This is a genomic window from Pseudooceanicola sp. DL12, from assembly GCF_056270665.1.
In genome coordinates, this window is record NZ_CM149884.1 from 440,321 (window position 1) to 460,464 (window position 20,144).

At 64.4% G+C, this 20,144-nt stretch carries 15 protein-coding genes; 10 read left to right on the top strand and 5 right to left on the bottom strand.

Features of this window, described 5'->3' with window-relative positions; genetic code table 11:
- The first annotated feature begins 73 nt into the window (after positions 1-73).
- Complete coding sequence (gene mprF / locus AC0WR5_RS02120) at positions 74-2,698, top strand: bifunctional lysylphosphatidylglycerol flippase/synthetase MprF (protein ID WP_475866498.1); 2,625 nt, start codon at positions 74-76, stop codon at positions 2,696-2,698.
- Between the two features lie 3 nt (positions 2,699-2,701).
- On the opposite strand, the gene AC0WR5_RS02125 is transcribed toward mprF, so the two are convergent.
- Positions 2,702-3,322 (bottom strand): phosphoribosyltransferase family protein, encoded by a 621-nt coding sequence (locus AC0WR5_RS02125; protein WP_475866500.1) that lies wholly within the window; start codon positions 3,320-3,322, stop codon positions 2,702-2,704.
- A gap of 145 nt (positions 3,323-3,467) precedes the next feature.
- Positions 3,468-3,863, bottom strand: a complete 396-nt coding sequence (locus tag AC0WR5_RS02130) for a hypothetical protein (protein ID WP_475866502.1) — start codon at positions 3,861-3,863, stop codon at positions 3,468-3,470.
- 649 nt (positions 3,864-4,512) lie between these two features.
- Between AC0WR5_RS02130 and AC0WR5_RS02135 the strand changes: the two genes are divergently transcribed.
- From AC0WR5_RS02135 to dctP, 3 genes are read left to right on the top strand one after another with little or no spacing between them, the layout of a single operon-like run.
- Positions 4,513-5,028 carry a TRAP transporter small permease subunit gene (locus AC0WR5_RS02135; RefSeq protein WP_475866504.1) on the top strand — a complete coding sequence of 172 codons (516 nt, stop codon included), beginning with the start codon at positions 4,513-4,515 and terminating at the stop codon, positions 5,026-5,028.
- On the top strand, positions 5,018-6,349 hold the full coding sequence (locus AC0WR5_RS02140; RefSeq protein WP_475866506.1) for a TRAP transporter large permease: 1,332 nt from the start codon (positions 5,018-5,020) through the stop codon (positions 6,347-6,349). The genes AC0WR5_RS02135 and AC0WR5_RS02140 overlap by 11 nt, the downstream gene beginning before the upstream one ends.
- 41 nt (positions 6,350-6,390) lie before the next feature.
- Positions 6,391-7,488, top strand: a complete 1,098-nt coding sequence (gene dctP, locus AC0WR5_RS02145; RefSeq protein ID WP_475866507.1) for a TRAP transporter substrate-binding protein DctP — start codon at positions 6,391-6,393, stop codon at positions 7,486-7,488.
- Positions 7,489-7,577: 89 nt separating this feature from the next.
- Here dctP and AC0WR5_RS02150 read toward each other — a convergent pair whose 3' ends face one another.
- On the bottom strand, positions 7,578-9,197 hold the full coding sequence (locus AC0WR5_RS02150) for a GMC family oxidoreductase (protein ID WP_475868864.1): 1,620 nt from the start codon (positions 9,195-9,197) through the stop codon (positions 7,578-7,580).
- A 116-nt stretch (positions 9,198-9,313) separates the two neighbouring features.
- Between AC0WR5_RS02150 and AC0WR5_RS02155 the strand changes: the two genes are divergently transcribed.
- Positions 9,314-10,219 (top strand): LysR family transcriptional regulator, encoded by a 906-nt coding sequence (locus tag AC0WR5_RS02155; RefSeq protein WP_475866508.1) that lies wholly within the window; start codon positions 9,314-9,316, stop codon positions 10,217-10,219.
- Here AC0WR5_RS02155 and AC0WR5_RS02160 read toward each other — a convergent pair.
- Positions 10,216-12,276: an ATP-dependent helicase gene (locus tag AC0WR5_RS02160; protein ID WP_475866510.1), complete on the bottom strand. Its 2,061-nt coding sequence runs from the start codon at positions 12,274-12,276 to the stop codon at positions 10,216-10,218. The two genes, AC0WR5_RS02155 and AC0WR5_RS02160, sit on opposite strands and share 4 nt — an antisense overlap.
- 245 nt (positions 12,277-12,521) lie before the next feature.
- Here AC0WR5_RS02160 and AC0WR5_RS02165 point away from each other — a divergent pair, with 245 nt between their 5' ends.
- Genes AC0WR5_RS02165 through AC0WR5_RS02175 form a run of 3 tightly spaced genes read left to right on the top strand, consistent with a single transcriptional unit; the run spans position 12,522 to position 16,976 of the window.
- Entirely contained in the window at positions 12,522-14,573 is a 2,052-nt protein-coding gene (locus AC0WR5_RS02165; protein WP_475866512.1) for a hydantoinase/oxoprolinase family protein, read from the top strand.
- Positions 14,573-16,180, top strand: coding sequence for a hydantoinase B/oxoprolinase family protein (locus AC0WR5_RS02170; RefSeq protein WP_475866514.1), 1,608 nt, complete (start codon positions 14,573-14,575; stop codon positions 16,178-16,180). Before AC0WR5_RS02165 ends, AC0WR5_RS02170 begins: the two co-directional genes overlap by 1 nt.
- A gap of 13 nt (positions 16,181-16,193) precedes the next feature.
- Positions 16,194-16,976 (top strand): IclR family transcriptional regulator, encoded by a 783-nt coding sequence (locus tag AC0WR5_RS02175; RefSeq protein ID WP_475866516.1) that lies wholly within the window; start codon positions 16,194-16,196, stop codon positions 16,974-16,976.
- Here AC0WR5_RS02175 and AC0WR5_RS02180 read toward each other — a convergent pair.
- Positions 16,973-17,659 (bottom strand): GntR family transcriptional regulator, encoded by a 687-nt coding sequence (locus AC0WR5_RS02180; RefSeq protein ID WP_475868866.1) that lies wholly within the window; start codon positions 17,657-17,659, stop codon positions 16,973-16,975. The genes AC0WR5_RS02175 and AC0WR5_RS02180 overlap by 4 nt on opposite strands.
- A 158-nt stretch (positions 17,660-17,817) precedes the next feature.
- Here AC0WR5_RS02180 and AC0WR5_RS02185 point away from each other — a divergent pair, with 158 nt between their 5' ends.
- Positions 17,818-19,305, top strand: coding sequence for an ABC transporter substrate-binding protein (locus tag AC0WR5_RS02185; protein ID WP_475866517.1), 1,488 nt, complete (start codon positions 17,818-17,820; stop codon positions 19,303-19,305).
- A gap of 4 nt (positions 19,306-19,309) precedes the next feature.
- Positions 19,310-20,143, top strand: coding sequence for an ABC transporter permease (locus tag AC0WR5_RS02190; RefSeq protein ID WP_475866519.1), 834 nt, complete (start codon positions 19,310-19,312; stop codon positions 20,141-20,143).
- The last annotated feature ends 1 nt before the right edge of the window (position 20,144 follow it).

Below are 20,144 nucleotides of genomic sequence, written 5' to 3' on the forward strand. Positions count from 1 at the left end.
ATCCTTTATGTGAGAGAGAAAATCGGGGCGGCTGCAGTTGCGGGGCGGCCCCGATTGGGGGAAGGACAGCGGAATGGTGAATTTCGAAGAGGTGAAAGCGCGGGTACGGCACTGGCTGCCCTACGCGGTGATCCTTTTCATGTTCGGTCTGGGCAGCTGGGCGCTTTACCGTCTTCTAGCGCCAGTACATTTCTCGGACGTGATGGCAACCGTCCGCGCGACCCCGGACAGCACCATCGGCCTTGCCCTGCTCTGCACAGTGGGCGGTTTTGCCGCCCTGATCGGCTATGACTGGTCGGCGCTCCGCTACATCGGCAAGGTATTGCCGCTGCGCGTGGTTGCGACGGGCGGTTTCCTTGGCTATGCCATAGGCAATACCGTGGGCGCGGGGCCGGTTACCGGCGGGGCCGTGCGCTATCGTATCTATTCGGCGCTGGGCCTCTCGGCACTGGATATCGCGGGGATTTCCGTCTTCGGGTCCGTGGCCTTCGGGGTCGGTGCCACGCTGATCGGTCTCGGGGCATTGGCCTGGCATCCTCACGCCCTCGGGGCGATGCTCTCCTGGTCGCCGTCCCTGATCCGCTGGATCGCCATCGGACTGATCACGATCATGCTCGCGGTTCTCGCCGGGATTGGGATGCGGCGCGGGCCGCTGGTGACTGTGCGCGGTGTCACGATCATGGCGCCGACGCCGGGCCTGATGGCCGGACAATTCGTCTTTTCAGCCACGGAGACGTTGTTCTCGGCCGCGACTCTCTACCTGTTGCTGCCCTCCGACGGCGTCAACTTCGCGGCATTCCTGCCGGTTTTCGCCGTGGCCGTCATGGCTGGGGTGATCTCGCACGTGCCGGGGGGAATCGGCGTCTTCGAGACCATCATCATCGCGGCGCTGCCGGATGACGTTTCGGTCGGCGAAGCGGCAGCAGGGCTGCTGCTCTACCGGATGATCTACTACCTCGTGCCTTTCGGCTTGGCGCTGGTGCTGATGGCGGTGGCCGAGCTGCGGCTGCGGTTGACCGGCGACAAGATGTTGAGCGTGATGACACCGGTCTATCGCGCGGTCAGTGCCCTTATCCCCGTTGCCATGGCCGCGATGGTCTTCCTCTCCGGGGCGATCATGATGATCGCCTCGCTGATCCCGCCGAGCCCCGGCCTGTCGGAAGAGCTGGAGCTGATCCTGCCCCTTGGGTTCCTGGAGAGCGGAGCGCTCCTGTCGAGTGCGCTGGGCGCCTGCCTCTTGGTGATTGCGCATGGACTTCTGCGGCGGCTGGAGGGAGCTTGGTGGCTGGCCATGGCCGCGCTGGGGGCCGGTGCCGCGGCGAGCCTGGCCCATGGTGTCGACTATGATCGAGCGGCCATACTGCTGGCAGCGATGCTGGTGCTGCTGCCGGCGCGTCGAGAGTTCTATCGTGCCACGCGGCTCACGCGCGGCGTGCTGAGCCTGCAGTGGAGCCTGATGATCCTGTGCATGGCGGGCACTCTGATGGCCGTGCTGTTCTTCGTGCACAAGGCAACACCCTACAGCACGGAACTGTGGTGGCAATTCGCGGCCGACAAGACGGCGCCGCGGGCCCTGCGCGCCACACTGGTAGCGCTGGTGGTGATCGCCCTTCTGCTGTTGCGCTATGCCCTGCGGCCGGCGCGCCTGAGCGAGCAGATGCCCGATGTCGAGGCGCTTGAGCGTGCCGCGGCGATCGTGGCGGGGCAGCCGGCGCCCGAGGCTGTCGTGGCGCTGACGGGGGACAAGGCCTTGCTTTTCTCGCCGAGCGGGCGGAGTTTCCTGATGTACCGTGGGCAGGGGCGCAGCTGGGTTGCCCTGCATGATCCCGTGGGCGATCCCGCAGAGACATCGGCGCTGGCTTGGGAGTTTCACGATGCCGCCTATGCCGCGAATGCGCGCCCGGTCTTCTATGCCGTTTCCGGCGAGAGCGCCCCGGTATGGATCGACATGGGCCTGGTACTGCACAAACTGGGCGAGGAAGCGGTGGTTGACCTGCAGCAGTTCAGCCTCGAAGGCAGTGCCCGCAAGCGTCTGCGGACAACGCACAATCGGGCTCTGCGCGACGGGCTGAGCATGGAAATGCTGCAACCGCCCCACGCGGGGCCGCTGCTGGCCGAATTGCGCCTGATTTCCGATGCCTGGCTGAGTGCCAAGGCCGGCAGTGAAAAGGGGTTTTCGGTCGGAGCCTTCGATCCGGCCTATCTGAACCGGACACCGATCGCGGTGATCCGTCACGAGGGCCGGATCGTGGCCTTTGCCAATCTCTGGGTGACGGCCTGTCGGGAGCGTGGAGCGCTTGACCTGATGCGGCACCTCGACGACGCGCCTGCGGGCGTGATGGAGTTTCTCTTTACCGAGCTGTTGCTGCACTACAAGGCGGAGGGGCTGAAGGAGTTCAGCCTTGGCAATGCGCCGCTCTCGGGACTGGACGCGCGCAAGGGCGCCCGGCTCAGCACCCACCTGGGTGCCTTTATCTATCGCCACGGCGGGCAATTCTACAATTTCGAGGGGCTGCGCAGCTTCAAGAGCAAGTTCGACCCGCGCTGGGAACCGGTATACGTGGCGGTGCCGCCGCGCGTGAACCTCGTCGCGGCGGCACGGGACCTGGTGACCCTGATCGGCAGTTCGCGGCCGAAGGGCACACCGGTCGTTGTTCCGGAGGCAGTTTCGGAAAGTGTGCCCGCGGTCGAGCACTGAGGCTCAGCTGCCGGGAATCGGCTGCCAGATGCCATCGGCGTCGGGGCGGAACTGGGGAATATGGGCGAGGGAGACAAGCGTTTCGGCGTCCTCGCCCAGCGTTTCGCGCCAGTCCTGAGCCTCGGTCAGGATCACCCCGGTGCCCACGACATTGCCGCCGGCCTGGCGCACGAGATCCAGTGCTCCCATCAGGCTGGAGCCTGAAGCCACGACATCATCGACCACTACGACGCGCTTGCCCTCGATCAGAGGGATCGCGGCGCGGTCGAGCAGGATGCGCTGTTCGCCCTTCGAGGTGATCGAGGTGAGAGATTGCACCAATGCATCGGCCAGGTGCAGTTTGGGGGACTTCTGCAGCACGACATAGCGATCAAGACCGAGGGCGCGGGTTACCTCTATGGCGACGGGAATGCCCAGGGTGGCCGGGCCGACAATGATGTCGGGTTTGAAAGGGGCAATCTTGCGGGCCAGGTGCGCGCCGACATGTGCGCCGAATTTCACGCCGAGGTCGATCACCATCATCAGGGAAATGGCAAAGTCGGGATTGATCGGCACGATGGGCAGGTCGAGCGGAAAGCCCTCGACATCCACGTGCCAGGTCTGGCGGGCGGTCTCTTCGGTCATGGAAAGGTCCTTGGGGAGGATAAGGGAACGGTCTGTGCCGCACAGGCCGCGCGGCGCCGGATCCGGATGTAGCACCGGCACGGGCACCCGCCAAGACGAGGGGGCCGAGACGAGTACGCGCAAGGGCGAGACCACCGTGCCCCGGTCAGCGGCGGGGCACGCGGTATAGGACATAGCCCTGATGGCGCGCGACCTCGTTGCCTCCGGTTTGCGAGGCAAAAAGATCCAGGTTCACGTCGAGGGGGCAGCCGACAAGATCCGCGGAATCGTCGAGGAACTGGTTGGTGTAGTCGCTTTCGCCGACCCTGCGGCAGGTGTCGCCGGGGCTGCGAAAGCCGGCCCCGAAGAGTGGCAGGTCGGAGGTGGAGGATGTCGTGACTGTCGGCGGCACTGCCGGGGCGGGGGGCTGGATCTGAGGCTGGGGCGCCGGGGTGCCGGTTGCCTCGACGCAGCCCGCGAGAGCGAGGGCGCCGATCACGGCAACGGAGAATGTGGAGTGAAGGCGGCGGAAGGGGGCGGGACGGATTGTCTGATCGGTCATCGCGGGGATCCTCTGATGGGGCCATCACACTGTTGCCAGCGCAGCCGCTCATGGCAAGCCATTTGGACACTTCATCGGGCAGCGGATCGGAGCCGAACCATGGGGGCTGCCCGCTCTAGCCTGCCGATTCGCAGGGCGGATTGTCCGCGCTGGGACATCGGAGGAAAACCATCCGGTGGAGGGGGCAAAAGCCGCCCCTCAATGCGGTTTCCCTGAGGTGGTCTGAGGGAGAGTTGGAGGGCGCGCTCTCGGGCATACGTAGAAATACGCAACTAACAATAAAGTGGTTTCTGATTGTTGACGCTATGAGAGAGCTTCCTTTACGATGGTGAACAGACGTTCATTTCCTTGGGAGGGGGAGCGGACCGTGGGAGGAGGCCCATCAGTCATCTTTGCGTCGGGAAACGGCCCCATGGCCGGGTCCTCGCCCGTACAGTCACGCGTGATGTCACGCGTCCCTGCATGGGCCCGTGCGCAGAGAGCTGACGGAGGGAAGACGATCGGCTGAACCGCGTCCTGCGGTCTCGCCCGAGGTCCCCGGTTCCGATCTGTCCCGCCATCAGGCGGGCCCGCGGTTTGCCAAGATCCGTCGTGGCAATCAGGCGCCCGTTCCGGGGGCGTCTCCGAGGCGAGACAGAAAGGAAGCAGAGTGAAAGCAGTCGATTCAGTTCTGGCCGTGGTCGACGGCGTGAACGAGTGGGTCGGACGCGTCGTGGCCGTGGTGGCGGCCCTCTTCGCGTTGATCATCATTTATGACGTGACCATGCGTTACGTCTTCAACAGCCCCACGCGCTGGGGCTTCGACGTAACCAAGCAGCTCTTCGGGTTCTACTTCATCATGCTGGGCGGCTATGCGCTCAAGCATAGCGCACATGTGCGGGTGGACCTGTTGCTGAACGCGCTGCCACCTCTCGGGCGTCGCATCACCGAAGGTCTGGGCTATGTCATCTTCTTTTTCCCGTTCACCTGGGTCTTTGCGACCCGGTCCTGGGAATTCGCGTTGCGCTCCTGGCAACAGGGAGAGACGACCTATGGCTCGGTGCAGCTGCCTGTCTATCCTCTGAAGATGGCGATGTTCGTGGGCGCATGCCTGCTACTGGCGCAGGGCGTGGCGGAGTTCATCAAGCTGGTCCTGAACAAGGAGGAGCGCGCCTATGTCGGGTGAAACCGTTGCGCTTGCCATGTTCGGCATGCTTGTCATCGGCCTGTTCATGGGCCACCCGCTGTCTTTCGTGCTGGGCGGAACCGCCGTGCTCGGTGCGCTGCTGGCTGGCAAGCCGATGGTGCTGGGCATCGTCATCAACCGCATCTTCGGCGAGGTGCTGGACAATTACACCCTGATCGCGATCCCGCTTTTCGTGCTGATGGCGAGGTTCCTGTCGGATTCCGGGGTGACGGACCGAATGTTCGAGACCCTGCGGCTGCTCATGAGCCCGGTGCGGGGTGGCCTGGCGCTGGCCGTGGTCTTCATTTCGATCCTGCTGGCGGCTACAACCGGGATCATCGGGGCCTCGATCACCGTGATGGGGCTGATGGCCCTGCGCCCGATGCTGCAGTACGGCTACAGCCCGGCGCTGACCACGGGTGTTATCGCCGCCTCGGGCTGTCTTGGCGTGCTGATCCCGCCCTCGATCATGTTGATCCTGATGTCGAGCTACTCGGGCCTGTCAGTGGGCGAACTCTTTGCCGGTTCGATGATCCCGGGCGTGGTGCTTGGGCTGAGCTACGGTGTCTACGTCTTCTTCGTGGCGGTTTTCCGTCCGGACCTGGCTCCCTCGGTGCAGGCAGAGGAACGGATCCCGCGCGGCCAGTTGCTGAAAATGCTGCTGATCGAGGCGCTGCCCCCGCTGGTTCTGATCCTGGGCATCCTGGGCTCGCTGCTGGCAGGTATCGCCACGGCGACGGAGGCCTCGGCGATCGGGGTGTTGCTGTCGTTGCTGATCGTGATCGCCCGCGGGCGGTTCCACTTGCCGACGATCTATTCGGCGCTGATCGAGACGGCACGGACCTCGGCCATGATCCTGTTCATTGTCGTGGGGGCCACGGCCTTTACCGGCGTGTTCAACATCACCGGCGGTTTGCGGGCCACCCAGGCGCTGCTGCGCGGGCTGGAGATGGAACCCTGGATGCTGATCACCACGATGATGTTCATCGTCTTCATCCTCGGGGCCTTTCTCGACTGGACCGGCATCGTGCTGCTATCCTTCCCGATCTTCCTTCCGGTGGTGGCGGAACTCGGCGTGGACAAGCTCTGGTTCGTGGTCTTGATGGCCGTGGTGCTGCAGTCGTCTTTCCTGACGCCTCCTTTCGGATATGCCCTATTCTACATGAGGGCTATTGCGCCAAAGGAGGTTACGACCGGACAGATCGTGCTGGGCGTGCTGCCCTTCATCGGCCTGATCATCGTGATGTGCATTGCCCTGGGCATCTTCCCCGGGCTGGTCACCTGGCTTCCGCAGTCGCTCTATGGTGGCAGCGGAGGCTGACAATTCCCAAACTTGTTTTTCGTGAAAATGGAGGAGTAACCATGAAACGCAACATGATGAAGGGCACCGCGCTGGCGACGGTGCTGACGCTTGGCGCCCTGCCCGCGGTGGCGCAGGACACCTGGACGATGACCACCACCTGGCCTTCGTCGCTGGACCTGATCAAGATCGACCAGCATTTCGTGGAAACCGCGAATGCGCTGGTGGGCGACGAACTGAACATCGACTTCTACGAGGGCGGTTCGCTGGTACCTGCGGGCGAGGTTTTCGGTGCAGTCGAGAGCGGCACGATCCAGGCTGGTGGTGATTGGCCCGGCTACTGGGCAGGCCGTGATCCGGCCTTCTCGCCTCTGGCCACCACGGTCAGCATGTTCAACGCCGTCGATTACCTGAACTGGATCAAGGGCTGGGGCGGCGAGGACATTTACAACGATGTCTATGGCCGTTTCGGCATGGTCTACCTGCCCTATGGCGTGACCAACAACGAATCCGGCTTCCATACCCGCGAGCCGATCCGCACCAAGGAAGACCTCGCCGGCAAACGCTTGCGCCTGTCGGGCCTGGAACAGGGGCGTCTGCTCGAGAAGCTGGGCGGCAACCAGGTGTCGATGGCAGGTGGCGAGATCTACCAGTCGCTGGAACGCGGCGTGATCGACGGCGCGGAGTTCTCGACCCCGAACGTCGACTGGTCCGGCGGCTTCCAGCAGGTGACCGACTACTGGTCGACCCCGGGCTGGCACCAGTCGGCCTCGATCTTCGGCGTGATGATCAACAAGGACAGCTGGGATGCGCTCTCTCCGGAAGTGCAGAACAAGCTGAAGATCGCGGCGGATGCCACGCTGCTGTGGTCCCTGGCCTTCACGGAAAAGGAAGCCACGGACGCGTACGGCAAGTTCCAGGACGCCGGTGTGGAGATCATCCGCTATGACGACGCACTGCTTGACGAAATCCAGACTGCCGCGATTGCCACGATCGAGGAAGTCGCCTGCGAGAGCCCGACCTCTGCACAGGTCTACCTGAGCCAGATCGAGTACATTCAGAACTACTCCAGCTGGCGCGATGCCTCGGCGCCCTACAATCTGGGCCGCACGCCGCCGACCCCGGACATCGAGAAGATCCGGGCCTGCGCCTCGGAGTGATTCTGACGCCTGCATGAAAAAGAGCCCCGCCGGAGTGTTCCGGCGGGGCTTTTCCGTGTCGGGGGGAGAGCCACGGAGGGAGGAGCGGCTCAGGCCAGGGCGGGCTGACGCGCGTCTTCCCGGATCATGTCAGCCGCCTTCTCCGCGATCATGATCGTGGGGGAATTGGTGTTGCCCGAAGGGATCGCGGGCATGACCGAAGCATCGGCGATGCGCAGTCCCTCGATACCGAGCACCCGGCAGCGTTCGTCCACGACGGCGCCCGGATCGCGGCCCATGCGTGCGGTTCCGACGGGATGGAAGATGGTGGAACCGGCAAGGCCGGCGCCTTCGGCAAGCTCTGCGTCGGTCTGAAAGGCGGGGCCGGGCTTGAACTCTTCCGGGGCGAATTGCGCAATGGGGGATTGCTCCATGATCAGCCGGGTCAGGCGAATCGCCCGTGCCGCGGTGAGCCTGTCACCCTCGGTCGAGAGGTAGTTTGGCTGGATCTCGGGGTGCGCATGGGGATCGGGCGAGATGATGCGCACGTGCCCACGGCTCTCGGGACGCAGGTTGCAGACGCTGGCGGTGATCGCAGGAAAGGTATGCGGGGCCTCTCCAAAGGCATCGAGCGTGACCGGCTGGACATGATACTCAAGATCGGGCGTGGCGACATCTGGTGAGGAATAGGCGAATGCCCCGAGCTGGCTCGGGGCCATGGACATGGGGCCAGAGCGTTTCAGCGCGTATTCCAGACCGATCTTTGCCTTGCCGAACATTGTCGCGGCCATTGTGTTGAGCGTCAGGGCGCCCGTAACCTTGTAGGCACAGCGAATCTGCAGGTGATCCTGCAGGTTGCCGCCGACGCCGGGCATGTCGGCGCGCACCGTGATGCCATTCTGCTGCAGCAGATCGCCGGGGCCGATACCCGAAATCTGAAGAAGTTGCGGCGTTCCGATGGCACCGGTGGAAAGCACCACCTCGCGCCGGGCGGTGACAGTTCCGGTTTGGCCCTCGCGACGGATCAACACGCCGGTCGCGCGGGTGCCCTCGAAGGTTAAACGTTCGGCCTGGGCCTCGGTCATGACGGTGAGGTTCGAGCGTTCCATCGCTGGACGCAGGAACCCCTTGGCCGTGCTCCAGCGCCAGCCCTTGCGCTGGTTGACCTTGAAGTAGCCGACACCGAAATTGTCGCCGCGATTGAAATCATCGGTCTCGGGGATGCCGGCGGCCACGGCGGCCTGCTTCCAGGCATCAAGGATTTCCCAATGCAGGCGCTGTTCCTCGACACGCCATTCGCCGCCCGCGCCATGTGCGTCGTCCGCGCCGGAGAAGTAGTCCTCGGATTTGCGAAAATAGGGCAGCACGTCGTCCCAGCCCCAGCCTGCAAGGCCCATCTGCCGCCAGCCGTCGTAATCGGCGGCCTGACCTCGCAGGTAGAGCATGCCGTTGATCGAGGAGCAGCCGCCAAGCACCTTGCCGCGCGGATAAAGCAGGCTGCGTCCGTTCAGCCCCTCGCAGGGGGCGGTCTTGTAGCCCCAGTCGGTGCGCGGATTGCCAATGCAGTAGAGATAGCCGACGGGGATATGGATCCAGTGGTAGTTGTCGCGCTTGCCGGCCTCGAGCAGCAGGACGCGGGTGTCGCGATCCTCGCTGAGGCGATTGGCGAGCACGCAGCCGGCGCTGCCTGCGCCAACGATGACGTAATCGTAGGTTCCGTAGTCCTGCATCTTTCCTCCCTTGTCCCGCTCCTCATGGGACTTGCCCATGGTAGGGCCTCCGGGGCAGGATCAGGAATGAACGATTTCGCACTCCCGTTGCACAAATTCGTTCAGTCGGAGGGAAGATGGACCAGCAGTTCCACTGGAGCGACGTACGTGCCTTCCTCGAGGTGGCGCGGACGGGGCGGATGACGCAGGCGGCGCGTCGCATGGGGGTGAGTCACACCACCGTGGCACGGCGGCTGGCACGGCTTGAGGCGGTGCTGGGCGGGCGGCTCTTTGAGCCGGGAGATGCGGGGGCGAGTCCTACCGCTGCCGGTGTGGCTCTGATGCCGCTGGCCGAGGAGATGGAGGGCCGTGCCAAGGCCATTCTGGACCTGCTGCAACGGCCTGGAGAGCTGACCGGACGGGTACGGATCGGGGCGCCCGACGGCTTTGGCTCGGCATTCCTGGCACGGCTCCTGCCAGGGCTTATGGCGGCGGAGCCAGGGCTGGAGATCGAGCTGATCCCGTTGCCTGCCGCGCACAAGCTGTGGAACCGCGACGTGGACATCGCGATCAGTCTCGACAGACCGCAGACCGGGCGTTTGGTGATGCAGCGGCTGATGGACTACGATCTGCGCCTCTACGGTGCGCCGTCGCTGCTCGATGGCGCCGAACCGGAGGGGCCCGAGGCGCTGAGGGCCTATCCCTTTGTCGGCTATATCGACGAGTTACTCTTCTCCGAAGAATTGGATTTCAACAGACAGATCACGACCGGTCTTCGCACGCCTTATCGCGCGGCCACTGTCCAGGCACAGCGTGACGCGGTGCTGGCCGGTACGGGGCTGGGCGTGCTGCCCTGTTTCATGACACGGGGACGAGGCCTGATCCCTGTTTTGCCGGAGGAGATCGCCTTCATCCGCACCTACTGGCTGCTCTTTGCCGAGGAGGATCGGAACTTGGCCCGGATCCGTCGGGTGGCGGACTTCATCCGTGACGAGACCCAGGCGCGCGCTTCGGAGTTCCGTTTTGCGCCGGAGGGGCGCTAGCCCCACATTTGCCGCATTCGAGCGGCCACGTTGATGGGCGCAGGTGGGGTGGCCGTGGCCTGGCCTGGGGCGCGGAGGGGCGACCAGTGCTGTGTCTCGAAACGATCCAGGATCTCTCTCGGGATGAAACGGGTGCGCATCGCATAGATGTGGCGATCGCCGTTGCGCGCTTGCTGGGTGACGTAGAACCGCAGCGGCAGGCCTATGGTCAGGTGGTCTTTTGCCCTGGTCATTGCGACGTAGAGCAGGCGGCGCTCTTCCTCGATCTCGGCCGAGCTGCCGGTGCCCAGGTCCGAGGGCATGCAGCCATCGACGGCATTGAGCAGGAAGACCGATTTCCACTCCTGACCTTTGGCGGAATGGATTGTTGAGAGGATCAGGTAGTCCTCGTCCTTGAGCGGCACGCCGGCCTGGCAGCTGGTGGCATCGGGGGGATCCAGAGTGAGCTCGGTGAGGAAAGCCTCTGCGGAAGGGTAGGTCGCCGCGATCTGTTCTAGCTGAAGTAGATCTGCGCGGCGGGCCTCTGCATCCTCGTGCATCCGTTCCAGGTGGGGATCGTACCAGGCCCGGGCCTGCGAAAGCGCCCCGGGCCAACCGGTGCTGGCTGAAAGCGCGGCCACGAAATCGGGCCAGTCGGCGCCGGCGCGCGGGGGCGGGGCGATATCTGGCAGGGCAGCAAGGGGATCAGGCGCGAGATCGAGTGCGTCGAGAATGCGCCCGGCTGCCTTTGGTCCGATCCCGGGGATCAGCTGAAGCACGCGGAAGCCGGCGACCCGGTCGCGCGGGTTGCGGCCGAGGCGCAGGAAGGAGAGCAGATCCTTCACATGGGCGCTGTCGAGGAACTTGAGCCCTCCGAACTTCACGTAGGGCACGTTGCGCCGGGTCAACTCGGCTTCCAGCTGGGCAGAGTGACTTGATGTACGGAACAGAACCGCCTGATCCTTGAGACGGATGCCCGTCTCTCGGTCCTCGAGGATGCGGTCGGTGATATGGCGGGCCTGATCTGCCTCGGTGTCGAAGGTGACAAGCCGGGGTTTCGCGGCAGAGGTGCGCTCGGTCCACAGATCCTTCGAGTAACGCTCGCGGGCGAGACCGATGACGGCGTTGGCTGCCTCGAGGATCGTTTGGGTGGACCGATAGTTTCGGTCGAGGGTGATGACATCGGCGGCGGGCGAGAACTGGTCCGGGAAATCGAGGATGTTGCGTACGGTGGCGGCGCGGAAGGCATAGATCGACTGGGCATCATCGCCCACCACGGTAAGGCCACGGCCATCGGGGCACAGCGCCAGAAGGATGCGGGCCTGCAGGCGGTTTGTGTCCTGGTACTCGTCTATCAGCACGTAATCCCAGGCGGCTGCGATATGGGCGGCAAATTCGGCATCCGACATGACCTGGAACCAGGCCAGCAGCAGATCGTCGTAGTCGAGCACGTTCTGCGCCTGCTTGGCGGCGACATAAGCGCCGAAAAGCCGGCGCAGCTCGGCCTCCCAGCCGGCGCACCAAGGGTAGTGATCGCGAAGGACCTCGGCCAGGGGCGCCTCGGAATTGACGGTGCGGGAATAGATCGAGAGGCAGGTGCCCTTGGCGGGAAAGCGGCTGTCGGTCTGCGATAGGCCGAGGGCATGCCGGCAAAGGTTCATCAGGTCGGCGCTGTCTTCCCGGTCATGGATCGAGAAATCCGGGTGCAGCCCGATGGAGTGGGCATTCTCGCGCAGGATACGGGCACCGATGCCGTGGAAGGTGCCGGACCAGCCAAGGGCCTCGGCGGCGATTCCGTTGCCCATGGCCTGGGCGGTGATGCGCTCGACCCGACGGGTCAGCTCGGTGGCGGCACGGCGGGAGAAGGTCATCAGCAGGATGCGTTGTGGATCGGCGCCATTGACGAGCAGGTGGGCGACCCGGTGCGCGAGAGTGCTGGTCTTGCCCGAGCCGGCGCCCGCGACCACCAGCAGCGGCGGGGGCAGGTCGCTGCCGTCGATGCCATACTCCGCTGCGGCGCGCTGGTTGTCGTTCAGCTTGTCGAGATAGCCCGCCCGGGGCGTTATCGCCTGTTTCATATTTGGCCCGATGCCTGTCCTGCCCGTGGTGTGAGACTCTTCTTTTCGCCCAGATTAGCGCGACTGGAACATAAGGGGAACTTCTTTCCGGAAATCGAGCCGGCGCCATGCGATTGACTTAACTGTTCTCAATATAGGAAAATGATTTAAATTTAGATCCACTTAATGGATCAAATTTTGACTTTGCACAGTTCAGGCGCCACCACATCGGGCAACAAAAGACCTGAGCACATGAGGAACATCACATGGCATGGCGGATCGGCGTGGATTCCGGGGGCACATTTACGGACGTGTGCCTGTTCAACGAGGACGACGGCGAGGTCGTGATCTGGAAGGTCAGCTCGACGCCGGCAGATCCGTCGCAAGGGATCGCGCAGGCCTTCGAAGAGGGGATCGCGCAGGTGGGCGCAGCCCCGGGAGACGTGGGCTTCTTCGGACATGGCACGACCGTGGCCACCAATGCGCTGATCCAGCTGCGCGGTGTAAAGACCGGGCTGATCACGACGGAAGGTTTCCGCGATCTGCTGGCTATCGCGCGGCAGAAACGCCCCGACCTCTACGACCTGCAGGCCGACAAGCCCCAGGAGCTGGTGAGCCGAGAGTTGCGCATCGGGGTGCCGGAACGGCTGCGCCGGGACGGTAGCGTGGAAGTGCCGCTGGACGAGATGGCCGTGCGTGCCGCAGTACGCGAGCTGAAAGCCGAAGGCGTGAAGGCGATCGCTGTCTGCTTCCTTTATTCCTTCCTGTCGTCCGAGCACGAGAAACGTGCGGGTGAGATTGTGCGCGAGGAATTTCCCGGGGCTTTCCTGGCCCTTTCGCACGAGGTGGCGCCGGAGTTTCGCGAGTACGAACGCCTGTCGACCACGGTGGTCAACGCCTATCTCGGGCCGGTAATGCGTGGCTACGTCCATGCGCTCAAGGGCAAGCTGAGCAATGCCGGCCTGCCGGTTGCGCCGCAGCTGACGCAATCGAACGGTGGGGTAACGGGCTTTGATGTGGCGGCAGAGATGCCGGTGCGCACGGTGCTGTCGGGCCCCTCGACAGGCGTGGTCGCGGCGCAGGCCATCGGCGCCATGACGGGGATCGGCAACCTGATTACCTTCGACATGGGCGGCACGAGTTCGGACGTGGCCTTGCTGAGCGACGGCACCTGCCGGATGGTGAGCGAGGCCGAGGTGCATGGCTATCCGCTGAAGACGCCGATGCTGGATATCCACACCGTGGGGGCGGGGGGCGGTTCCATCGCCTATGTCGACAACGGCGGTCTGCTGAAGGTGGGGCCGCGCAGCGCCGGCGCCAACCCGGGGCCTGCCTGCTATGGCCTCGGCAACGACGAGCCGACGGTGACAGATGCAAACGTGGTTCTGCAGACGCAGAACCCCGTGGCCCTGCTGAACGGGCGCATGCCCATCGACCGTGGCCTGGCCGAAGCGGCGGTGCGGCGGCTGGCCGACAGGCTGGGCATGGGCGTGATGGAGACCGCGGACGGGATCCTCGACATCGTGACGGCCAATACGGCCAAGGCGATCCGGCTGATCAGCGTGCAGCGCGGTCATGACCCGCGCGACTATGCCATGGTGGCCTTTGGCGGCGCCGGGCCGGTACATGCGGCGCGGCTTGCCCGCGAGTTGGAGATGGACCGTATCATCATTCCGCGCACGCCTGGCGTTCTCTGCGCGCTGGGCCTGCTGATGACCGATCTGCGCACCGATTACAGTGCCACTCAGATCATGTTGCTCGAAGAGGCGCCGGCGAGCGATGTTGCCGCGATCTTCGACGGGCTGCGCGCCCAGGCCGAGGCCTGGTTTGCGCACGAGGGCATCGCGCCCGAGGCGCGGCAGCTGAGCGCGGTCGTAGATTTGCGTTATGCGGGCCAGAACTACGAGATCGCCACCGATCTGCCCGAGGGCCCGATCACGGCGGAAAGCTTCGAGGCGCTGCGCGAGGGCTTCCTGGCGCATCATCAGCGGCTCTATGGTTTCGTGGCCGAGGGCGAGCCGATCCAGATGGTGACCTATCGCCTGTCGGCAGCCGGGCAGGTGCCAAAGGCCAGGCTCTCTGCCTTCCCCGATGCCGGGCCGGATGCCAGCGCCGCGCAGTCCGGCAGCCGCGAGGTCTGGATGCGCGAGGCAGGCGGCTTCGTGGAAACTCCGATCTATGATCGGGACCTGCTGCAGCCGGGCAACGTGATCACGGGACCCGCGATCATCGACCAGATGGATACCACCACGGTCCTGCCGCCGGACATGACCGCGCGCGTGGACAGCTACAAGACCCTCATCCTGGAGCGCCTGTGATGACAAAAGAGACCGATCTGAACCCCGTCACCGTCGAGGTCATCGGCAGTGCCTTTGCCTCGGCCGTAGACGAGATGGGCGAGGCGCTGGTACGCGCCAGCTATTCGACCAACATCAAGGAGCGACGCGACTGCTCGACGGCGCTCTGCGATGCGACTGGCGCGATCCTGTGCCAGGCCGAACATATCCCGATGCACCTCGGTAGCTTCCTGCAATTCGTGCCCAAGGTCCTGGAGGCCTATCCGGCAGAGAGCCTGCAACCGGGCGACGTGTTCATCGGCAACGATCCCTATGCCGGGGGCGGCACGCATCTGCCCGACATCGTGATGGCCGAACCGATCCTTGAAGGGGGGCGGCTGATCGGCTGGGCGATCAACACCGCGCACCACTCGGATTTTGCCGATCGTGGCCATGCCCATATCTACCAGGAAGGCCTGCGCATCCCTCCGGTGCGGCTCTATCGTGGCGGAGAACGCCAGGAGGAGGTCATGCGCCTCTTCCTGCTGAACTGCCAAGTGCCGGGAGAGCGTGTTTCCGACCTGCGGGCGCAGATGGCGGCGAACCGCCTTGGGGTGATCCGGATGCAGGCGCTATGTGCCAAGTTCGGCACCGATGTCGTTCTGGCCGCCGGGGCGGCGCTGATGGATTACGCGGAGCGCAAGATGCGTGCCGGAATCGCGGCCATTCCCGACGGGACCTACCGCTTTGCCGATGTCTACGAGAGCGAGAGCCTCGACGGGCAAATGGATCTGTCGGTGGAGTTGACCGTGGCAGGCGACGCGATGACCCTGCGGTTCGACAGTCCGCCGCAGGTGCGCGCCGGGCTTAACGTGATCTACACCGGCTTGCTGGCTACGGTCTATTACGCAGTGAAGGCCGTGATCGACCCGACGATCCTGCCGAACGCCGGCCTTGCACGGCCGCTGACGGTAGAGGCCGAGACCGGCACGCTGCTGAACTGTGCGCATCCTGCCGCCGTGGATGGCCGCATCAGTGCGTGCCAGCGGGTGGTCGACCTCGTGCATGGTGCCCTGGCTCAGGTGGTACCGGAGCGGTTGACCGGGGCCAGCTGTGGTTCTGTCCACGTGGCGAGCTTCAACGGGACGCGCGCCGACGGCAGCCTGTGGGTCTACCTCGAGACCATCGCCGGCGGTTCCGGCGCCCGGGCCGGGAAGGATGGCCTCGACGCGGTGCAGGTGCACATGACGAACACGTCGAACCTTCCTCTGGAGGCGTTGGAGAACGAGTATCCCATCACCCTGCTGCGCTACGAGCTTGCTGGCGACAGTGGCGGCGACGGCACCTACCTTGGTGGCATGGGCGTACATAGGGTCTATCGAGCCGAGAGCGACTGCCGGGTCCAGATCATGGGCTCGCGCCTGAGTTCGCGGGCCTGGGGCCTTGCCGGTGGCATGCCGGGCAAGAGCGGCGCCTTCCTGATCAATGGTGATCCCCGGGCGATCGATCTCTCCGGTGCTGCCGATCTGCGCAGGGGTGATATTTTCGAGGTGATCACCCCCGGTGCCGGCGGCTATGGTGCACCGGAAGGGCGCCCAGCGGCGCTGAGGGAACTGGATGCGCGCGCGGGGCGGACCCCGGCGCGCTGAGAAGGAACGCGCAGTGTCAGAGAACGGCTCGGGCAGCAAGTCATCCTCCAATGCGGCACGGGCGGCACGAATTCTCGTGGCGCTCGGCGAGGCGGATGCCGATGGCCTGAGCCTCACCGGCCTTTCCGAGGCGCTTGGCGATGGCCGGACATCGGTGCATCGCGCGGTGACCGCACTTGCCGAATTCGGCCTCGTCGCCCAGGCAGGGCGGCGGGGCAATTATCACCTCGGTCCCGCGATCCCCGCGATGGCTGGACGGGCGCGGCGGGTCAGCGAATGCGTTGCCCTGTTTCGTCCGGTGCTTATCGAGGTGGCGGCCGAAACCGGCCTTGCGACCTATCTGATGGCGCGGGCCGGCTTCGACACGGTCTGCCTCGACTGGCAAAGTGGGTTCGCGACCGTGCCGGCCATGTTCGACGGGGTTGGCGGCCGCCTGCCGTTGGGCGTGGGCGTTGGCGGTATCGTGATGCTGGGACAGATGGATGCGGACAGCCGCGACCGCATCCTGTCTCATACCGCCCCGCGTTTCGCTGAATGGGGGCTGACCGAGGAGGGCGTGCGTGCCGAGCTGGATGCCTACCTGCATCATGGCTGGGCGCTTGTGTCGCGGCGCTCCGGTCATACAGAGGTGAGCAGCCTGGCAGTACCCGCCATGGCGCGTGGCCTGCGGGGCGGGGATCTGGCCATTTCGGTTCTTGCACCGGGACGGAGCATATCGCCCGCAACCCAAAGCGACATTCGCGCCAGCCTGAGCCGGCACATGCGCGAGTTGCTGAGCGTCCCCGGCAGGGCCTAGGCGCTCTTGGCCTCGCGGGCACGCAGAGCGGCGATCACGCGATCGGAGCCATCGTCTATGGCCTTGCCGATGGCTTCGCCGGCAGCCAGCGAGTCGCGGCGGCGCAAGGCTCCGATCAAGGCCGCGTAATTCGCATGTTCGGTAGGGCTGGCGCCGCGAGAGCCGGGATCCGGGAAGATGTAGTTGAAACCGGGGCCGGCGCGCAGCCAGAGCGTTTCGATCAGTTGCAGCAGTGTGGGCATGTCGGCGGCACTGTAGAGCGCAAAGCGAAGCTCCTTGTTCTCCTTCAGCGCCTCGTGCGGATCTCGCGTGATCTTGGCGTCGACATAGGCCGCCACGCGCCGTTCGAGATCGTCGATCTGGACCGAGGTGATCTTCTGCGCCGCGGTCTCCGTTGCGAGACCTTCCACGCGCTTGCGAATGGCGCCGAGTTCGCGAACGCGCTCTTCGGTCATGTATGGTACACGGAAAGAGCTTGCGGGTTCGGCGGTCAGTACCCCCGATGCCGCGAAACGGACGAGCGCCTCGCGCGCTGGAGTAATGCTGATGCCCAGAGAATCGGCAAGTTCCTTGGTGACAAGACGGGTGCCGGGTTCCAGGCGGCCCTCGATCAGGGCATCCCGAAGCTGTTGTTCGACGTGCGAAACAAGGCTTTTACGCGGCGCGGCGTTGAATGCTTTCATGCTCACCAGAATCTCCTCGCAATTTCTTAACACCTTTTAGCCGGGCGGAGCATCTTGTGAAGACATAATATATGATATATTGTGACGTAGGTCCCGTAGTGAAGGACACCCCTGAAGAGGCCCGGTCAGGGCTCATGATTTCCAGCAGGAGAACCCCCATGAAGACAATTTCCGCCCTCGCCTTCAGCCTTGCGCTGGCGCTGCCGGCGACGGTCGTCCACGCTCAGGAAGAGACCCTCGTGATCGGTCGTGCCGCCTCGACCAATGCGATGGACCCCGGCTTCCTCCGCGAAGCGGCCACCATCGTCGACAATATCTTCGACACGCTGGTGATGCGCGACGACGACATGAATCTGGTGCCTGGCCTGGCCACCGAATGGACGGCCGTGGACGACACTACCTGGGAATTCAAGCTGCGTGACGGCGTGACCTTCCACGACGGCGAGCCCTTCGACGCAGAAGCCGTGAAATTCTCGATCGACCGCGTTCTGAACCCCGACAACAACGCGCCGACGATCTCCTACATCCGTACCATCGAAAGCGTCGAGGTGGTCGATCCACTGACCGTTCGTATCAAGACCGACGGCCCGGATCCCCTGCTGCCGACCCGAATGAGCCGCTATCCCACCTATATCGTTCCGCCGAAGTACATCGAGGAACATGGCCGCGACTACTTTGCCAGCCACCCCGTTGGCACAGGCGCCTACAAGTTCGTCGACTTCGTGCCCGACGAGCGCGTGACGATGGAAGCCAACGAGGACTACTGGCGCGGCGCGCCGGAGATCAAGACTGTCACCTGGCGCCCGATCCCCGACAGCACCGCCCGGATCACCGCGCTGATGACCGGCGAGGTCGACCTGATCGAGGACGTGCCGGTGGACCTGGTTCCGCTGCTGCAGCAATCGCCGGATGCCGACCTCGTGCAGGTCAAGAACGGTGGCCTGACGATCTATCTCGGCCTGCGCATGGACAAGGCGCCGCTGGACAACGTCAAGGTGCGTCAGGCGCTTGATCACGCCATCGACCGCGAAAGCATCACGGCGAACCTGCTGCAGGGTCTGGCCACGCCGAAAGGCACACAGGTCGGCGCGGCCGACTTCGGCTACAAGGACGTTCCGGTTCCGACCTACGATCCGGAACTGGCAAAGCAGCTGCTTGCCGAGGCAGGCTATCCCGACGGGTTCGACATCACCATGCAGTCGTCATTCCGCTACATGAAAAACGCCGAAGTGGCGCAATTCATCGCGCAGGAATTCGAGGACATCGGCCTGAACGTGAACCAGGAAGTCATGGAATGGTCGGTCTACACCCAGAACGTGCCCTTTGAAGGCCCGATCTACATGCTGGGCTGGGGCTCGACCCAGACCCTCGACGCGGATGCGGCGATCTACGCGATCATGAAATCCGGCGAACCATACTCCGGTGCCGACATCCCCGAGCTGGATGCGCTGCTGGACGAAAGCCGATCGACGGTTGACCCGGACGCCCGCGAGGAAATCCTGTACAAGATCCAGGACCTGGCAACGGAACAGGTGCCGCTGATCACGCTCTACCAGGAGGACAAGCTGATGGGCAAAGCCCCCGATGTGCACTTTGAAGGCCGTCCGGATGCCCGGATCCCGGTCTTCGAGATCACGCGGGACTGATCCCTTGCTTGGACGTTTGCGCGGTAACGAAGACGCGGCCCTGGCAATCCTCTTCCTGGTCGGGGCCGTCCTGTTCTGTATCCTGGTGCCCCTTCTATGGCCGCTCGATCCGGTCAGGGGGGACATCACGGCAACGTTCAAACCTCCTATGAGCGTGGTGAACGGTACGCTTCATCCGCTGGGAACAGACCAGCTCGGGCGGGATCTGCTCGCCCGGCTGGGCCTCGGCACGATGATTTCCTTCGGGGTCGTCCTGCTGGCCGCGGCCATCTCCGTCGTCATCGGGACGGCGCTCGGGATGATCGCCGGGTACTACGGCGGCTGGGTGGATGCGGTGTTGATGCGGCTGGTCGATATTCAGCTTGCCGTGCCCTTCATTCTTTTGATCCTGCTCTTCGTGGCCGTTCTCGGCCCCAGTATGACCAACCTGATCGTCATCATGGGCCTGACAGGCTGGGCCATCTTTGCCCGGGTCGCCCGCGGGCGAACGCTGGAAGTGCGCGAACTTGAATACATCGATGCCTCAAGGGCCATTGGCCTGTCGGACATGGGCATCATCTTTCGTCACGTGCTGCCCAACATCATCGGCCCTCAGACAGTTCTTCTTACCCTCGATCTGCCGCGTCTGATCATCCTGGAGGCCTCCGTCGGCTTTCTCGGACTGGGCGTGCAACCACCCACGCCGACGCTGGGCAATCTGATCGGTGAGGGCCGCGCCTTCATCTTGATCGCGAACTGGCTCGTCCTCTATCCCGGGATCATCATCGGCATGCTGGTGATCGGCTGCAACCTGCTGGGCGACTGGCTCGTTCGCCGGGCGGAAAGCAAGGTATCCTGAC

What these genes read in the sequence shown, in the direction of transcription:
- dctP (WP_475866507.1), top strand. Translation starts at nt 6,391, where the DNA reads ATGAAACGCAACATGATGAAGGGCACCGCGCTGGCGACGGTGCTGACG.
- AC0WR5_RS02160 (WP_475866510.1), bottom strand. Translation starts at nt 12,276, where the DNA reads ATGAAACAGGCGATAACGCCCCGGGCGGGCTATCTCGACAAGCTGAAC.
- AC0WR5_RS02165 (WP_475866512.1), top strand. Translation starts at nt 12,522, where the DNA reads ATGGCATGGCGGATCGGCGTGGATTCCGGGGGCACATTTACGGACGTG.
- AC0WR5_RS02155 (WP_475866508.1), top strand. Translation starts at nt 9,314, where the DNA reads ATGGACCAGCAGTTCCACTGGAGCGACGTACGTGCCTTCCTCGAGGTG.
- AC0WR5_RS02130 (WP_475866502.1), bottom strand. Translation starts at nt 3,863, where the DNA reads ATGACCGATCAGACAATCCGTCCCGCCCCCTTCCGCCGCCTTCACTCC.
- AC0WR5_RS02185 (WP_475866517.1), top strand. Translation starts at nt 17,818, where the DNA reads ATGAAGACAATTTCCGCCCTCGCCTTCAGCCTTGCGCTGGCGCTGCCG.
- AC0WR5_RS02170 (WP_475866514.1), top strand. Translation starts at nt 14,573, where the DNA reads ATGACAAAAGAGACCGATCTGAACCCCGTCACCGTCGAGGTCATCGGC.
- mprF (WP_475866498.1), top strand. Translation starts at nt 74, where the DNA reads ATGGTGAATTTCGAAGAGGTGAAAGCGCGGGTACGGCACTGGCTGCCC.
- AC0WR5_RS02140 (WP_475866506.1), top strand. Translation starts at nt 5,018, where the DNA reads ATGTCGGGTGAAACCGTTGCGCTTGCCATGTTCGGCATGCTTGTCATC.
- AC0WR5_RS02180 (WP_475868866.1), bottom strand. Translation starts at nt 17,659, where the DNA reads ATGAAAGCATTCAACGCCGCGCCGCGTAAAAGCCTTGTTTCGCACGTC.
- AC0WR5_RS02150 (WP_475868864.1), bottom strand. Translation starts at nt 9,197, where the DNA reads ATGCAGGACTACGGAACCTACGATTACGTCATCGTTGGCGCAGGCAGC.
- AC0WR5_RS02125 (WP_475866500.1), bottom strand. Translation starts at nt 3,322, where the DNA reads ATGACCGAAGAGACCGCCCGCCAGACCTGGCACGTGGATGTCGAGGGC.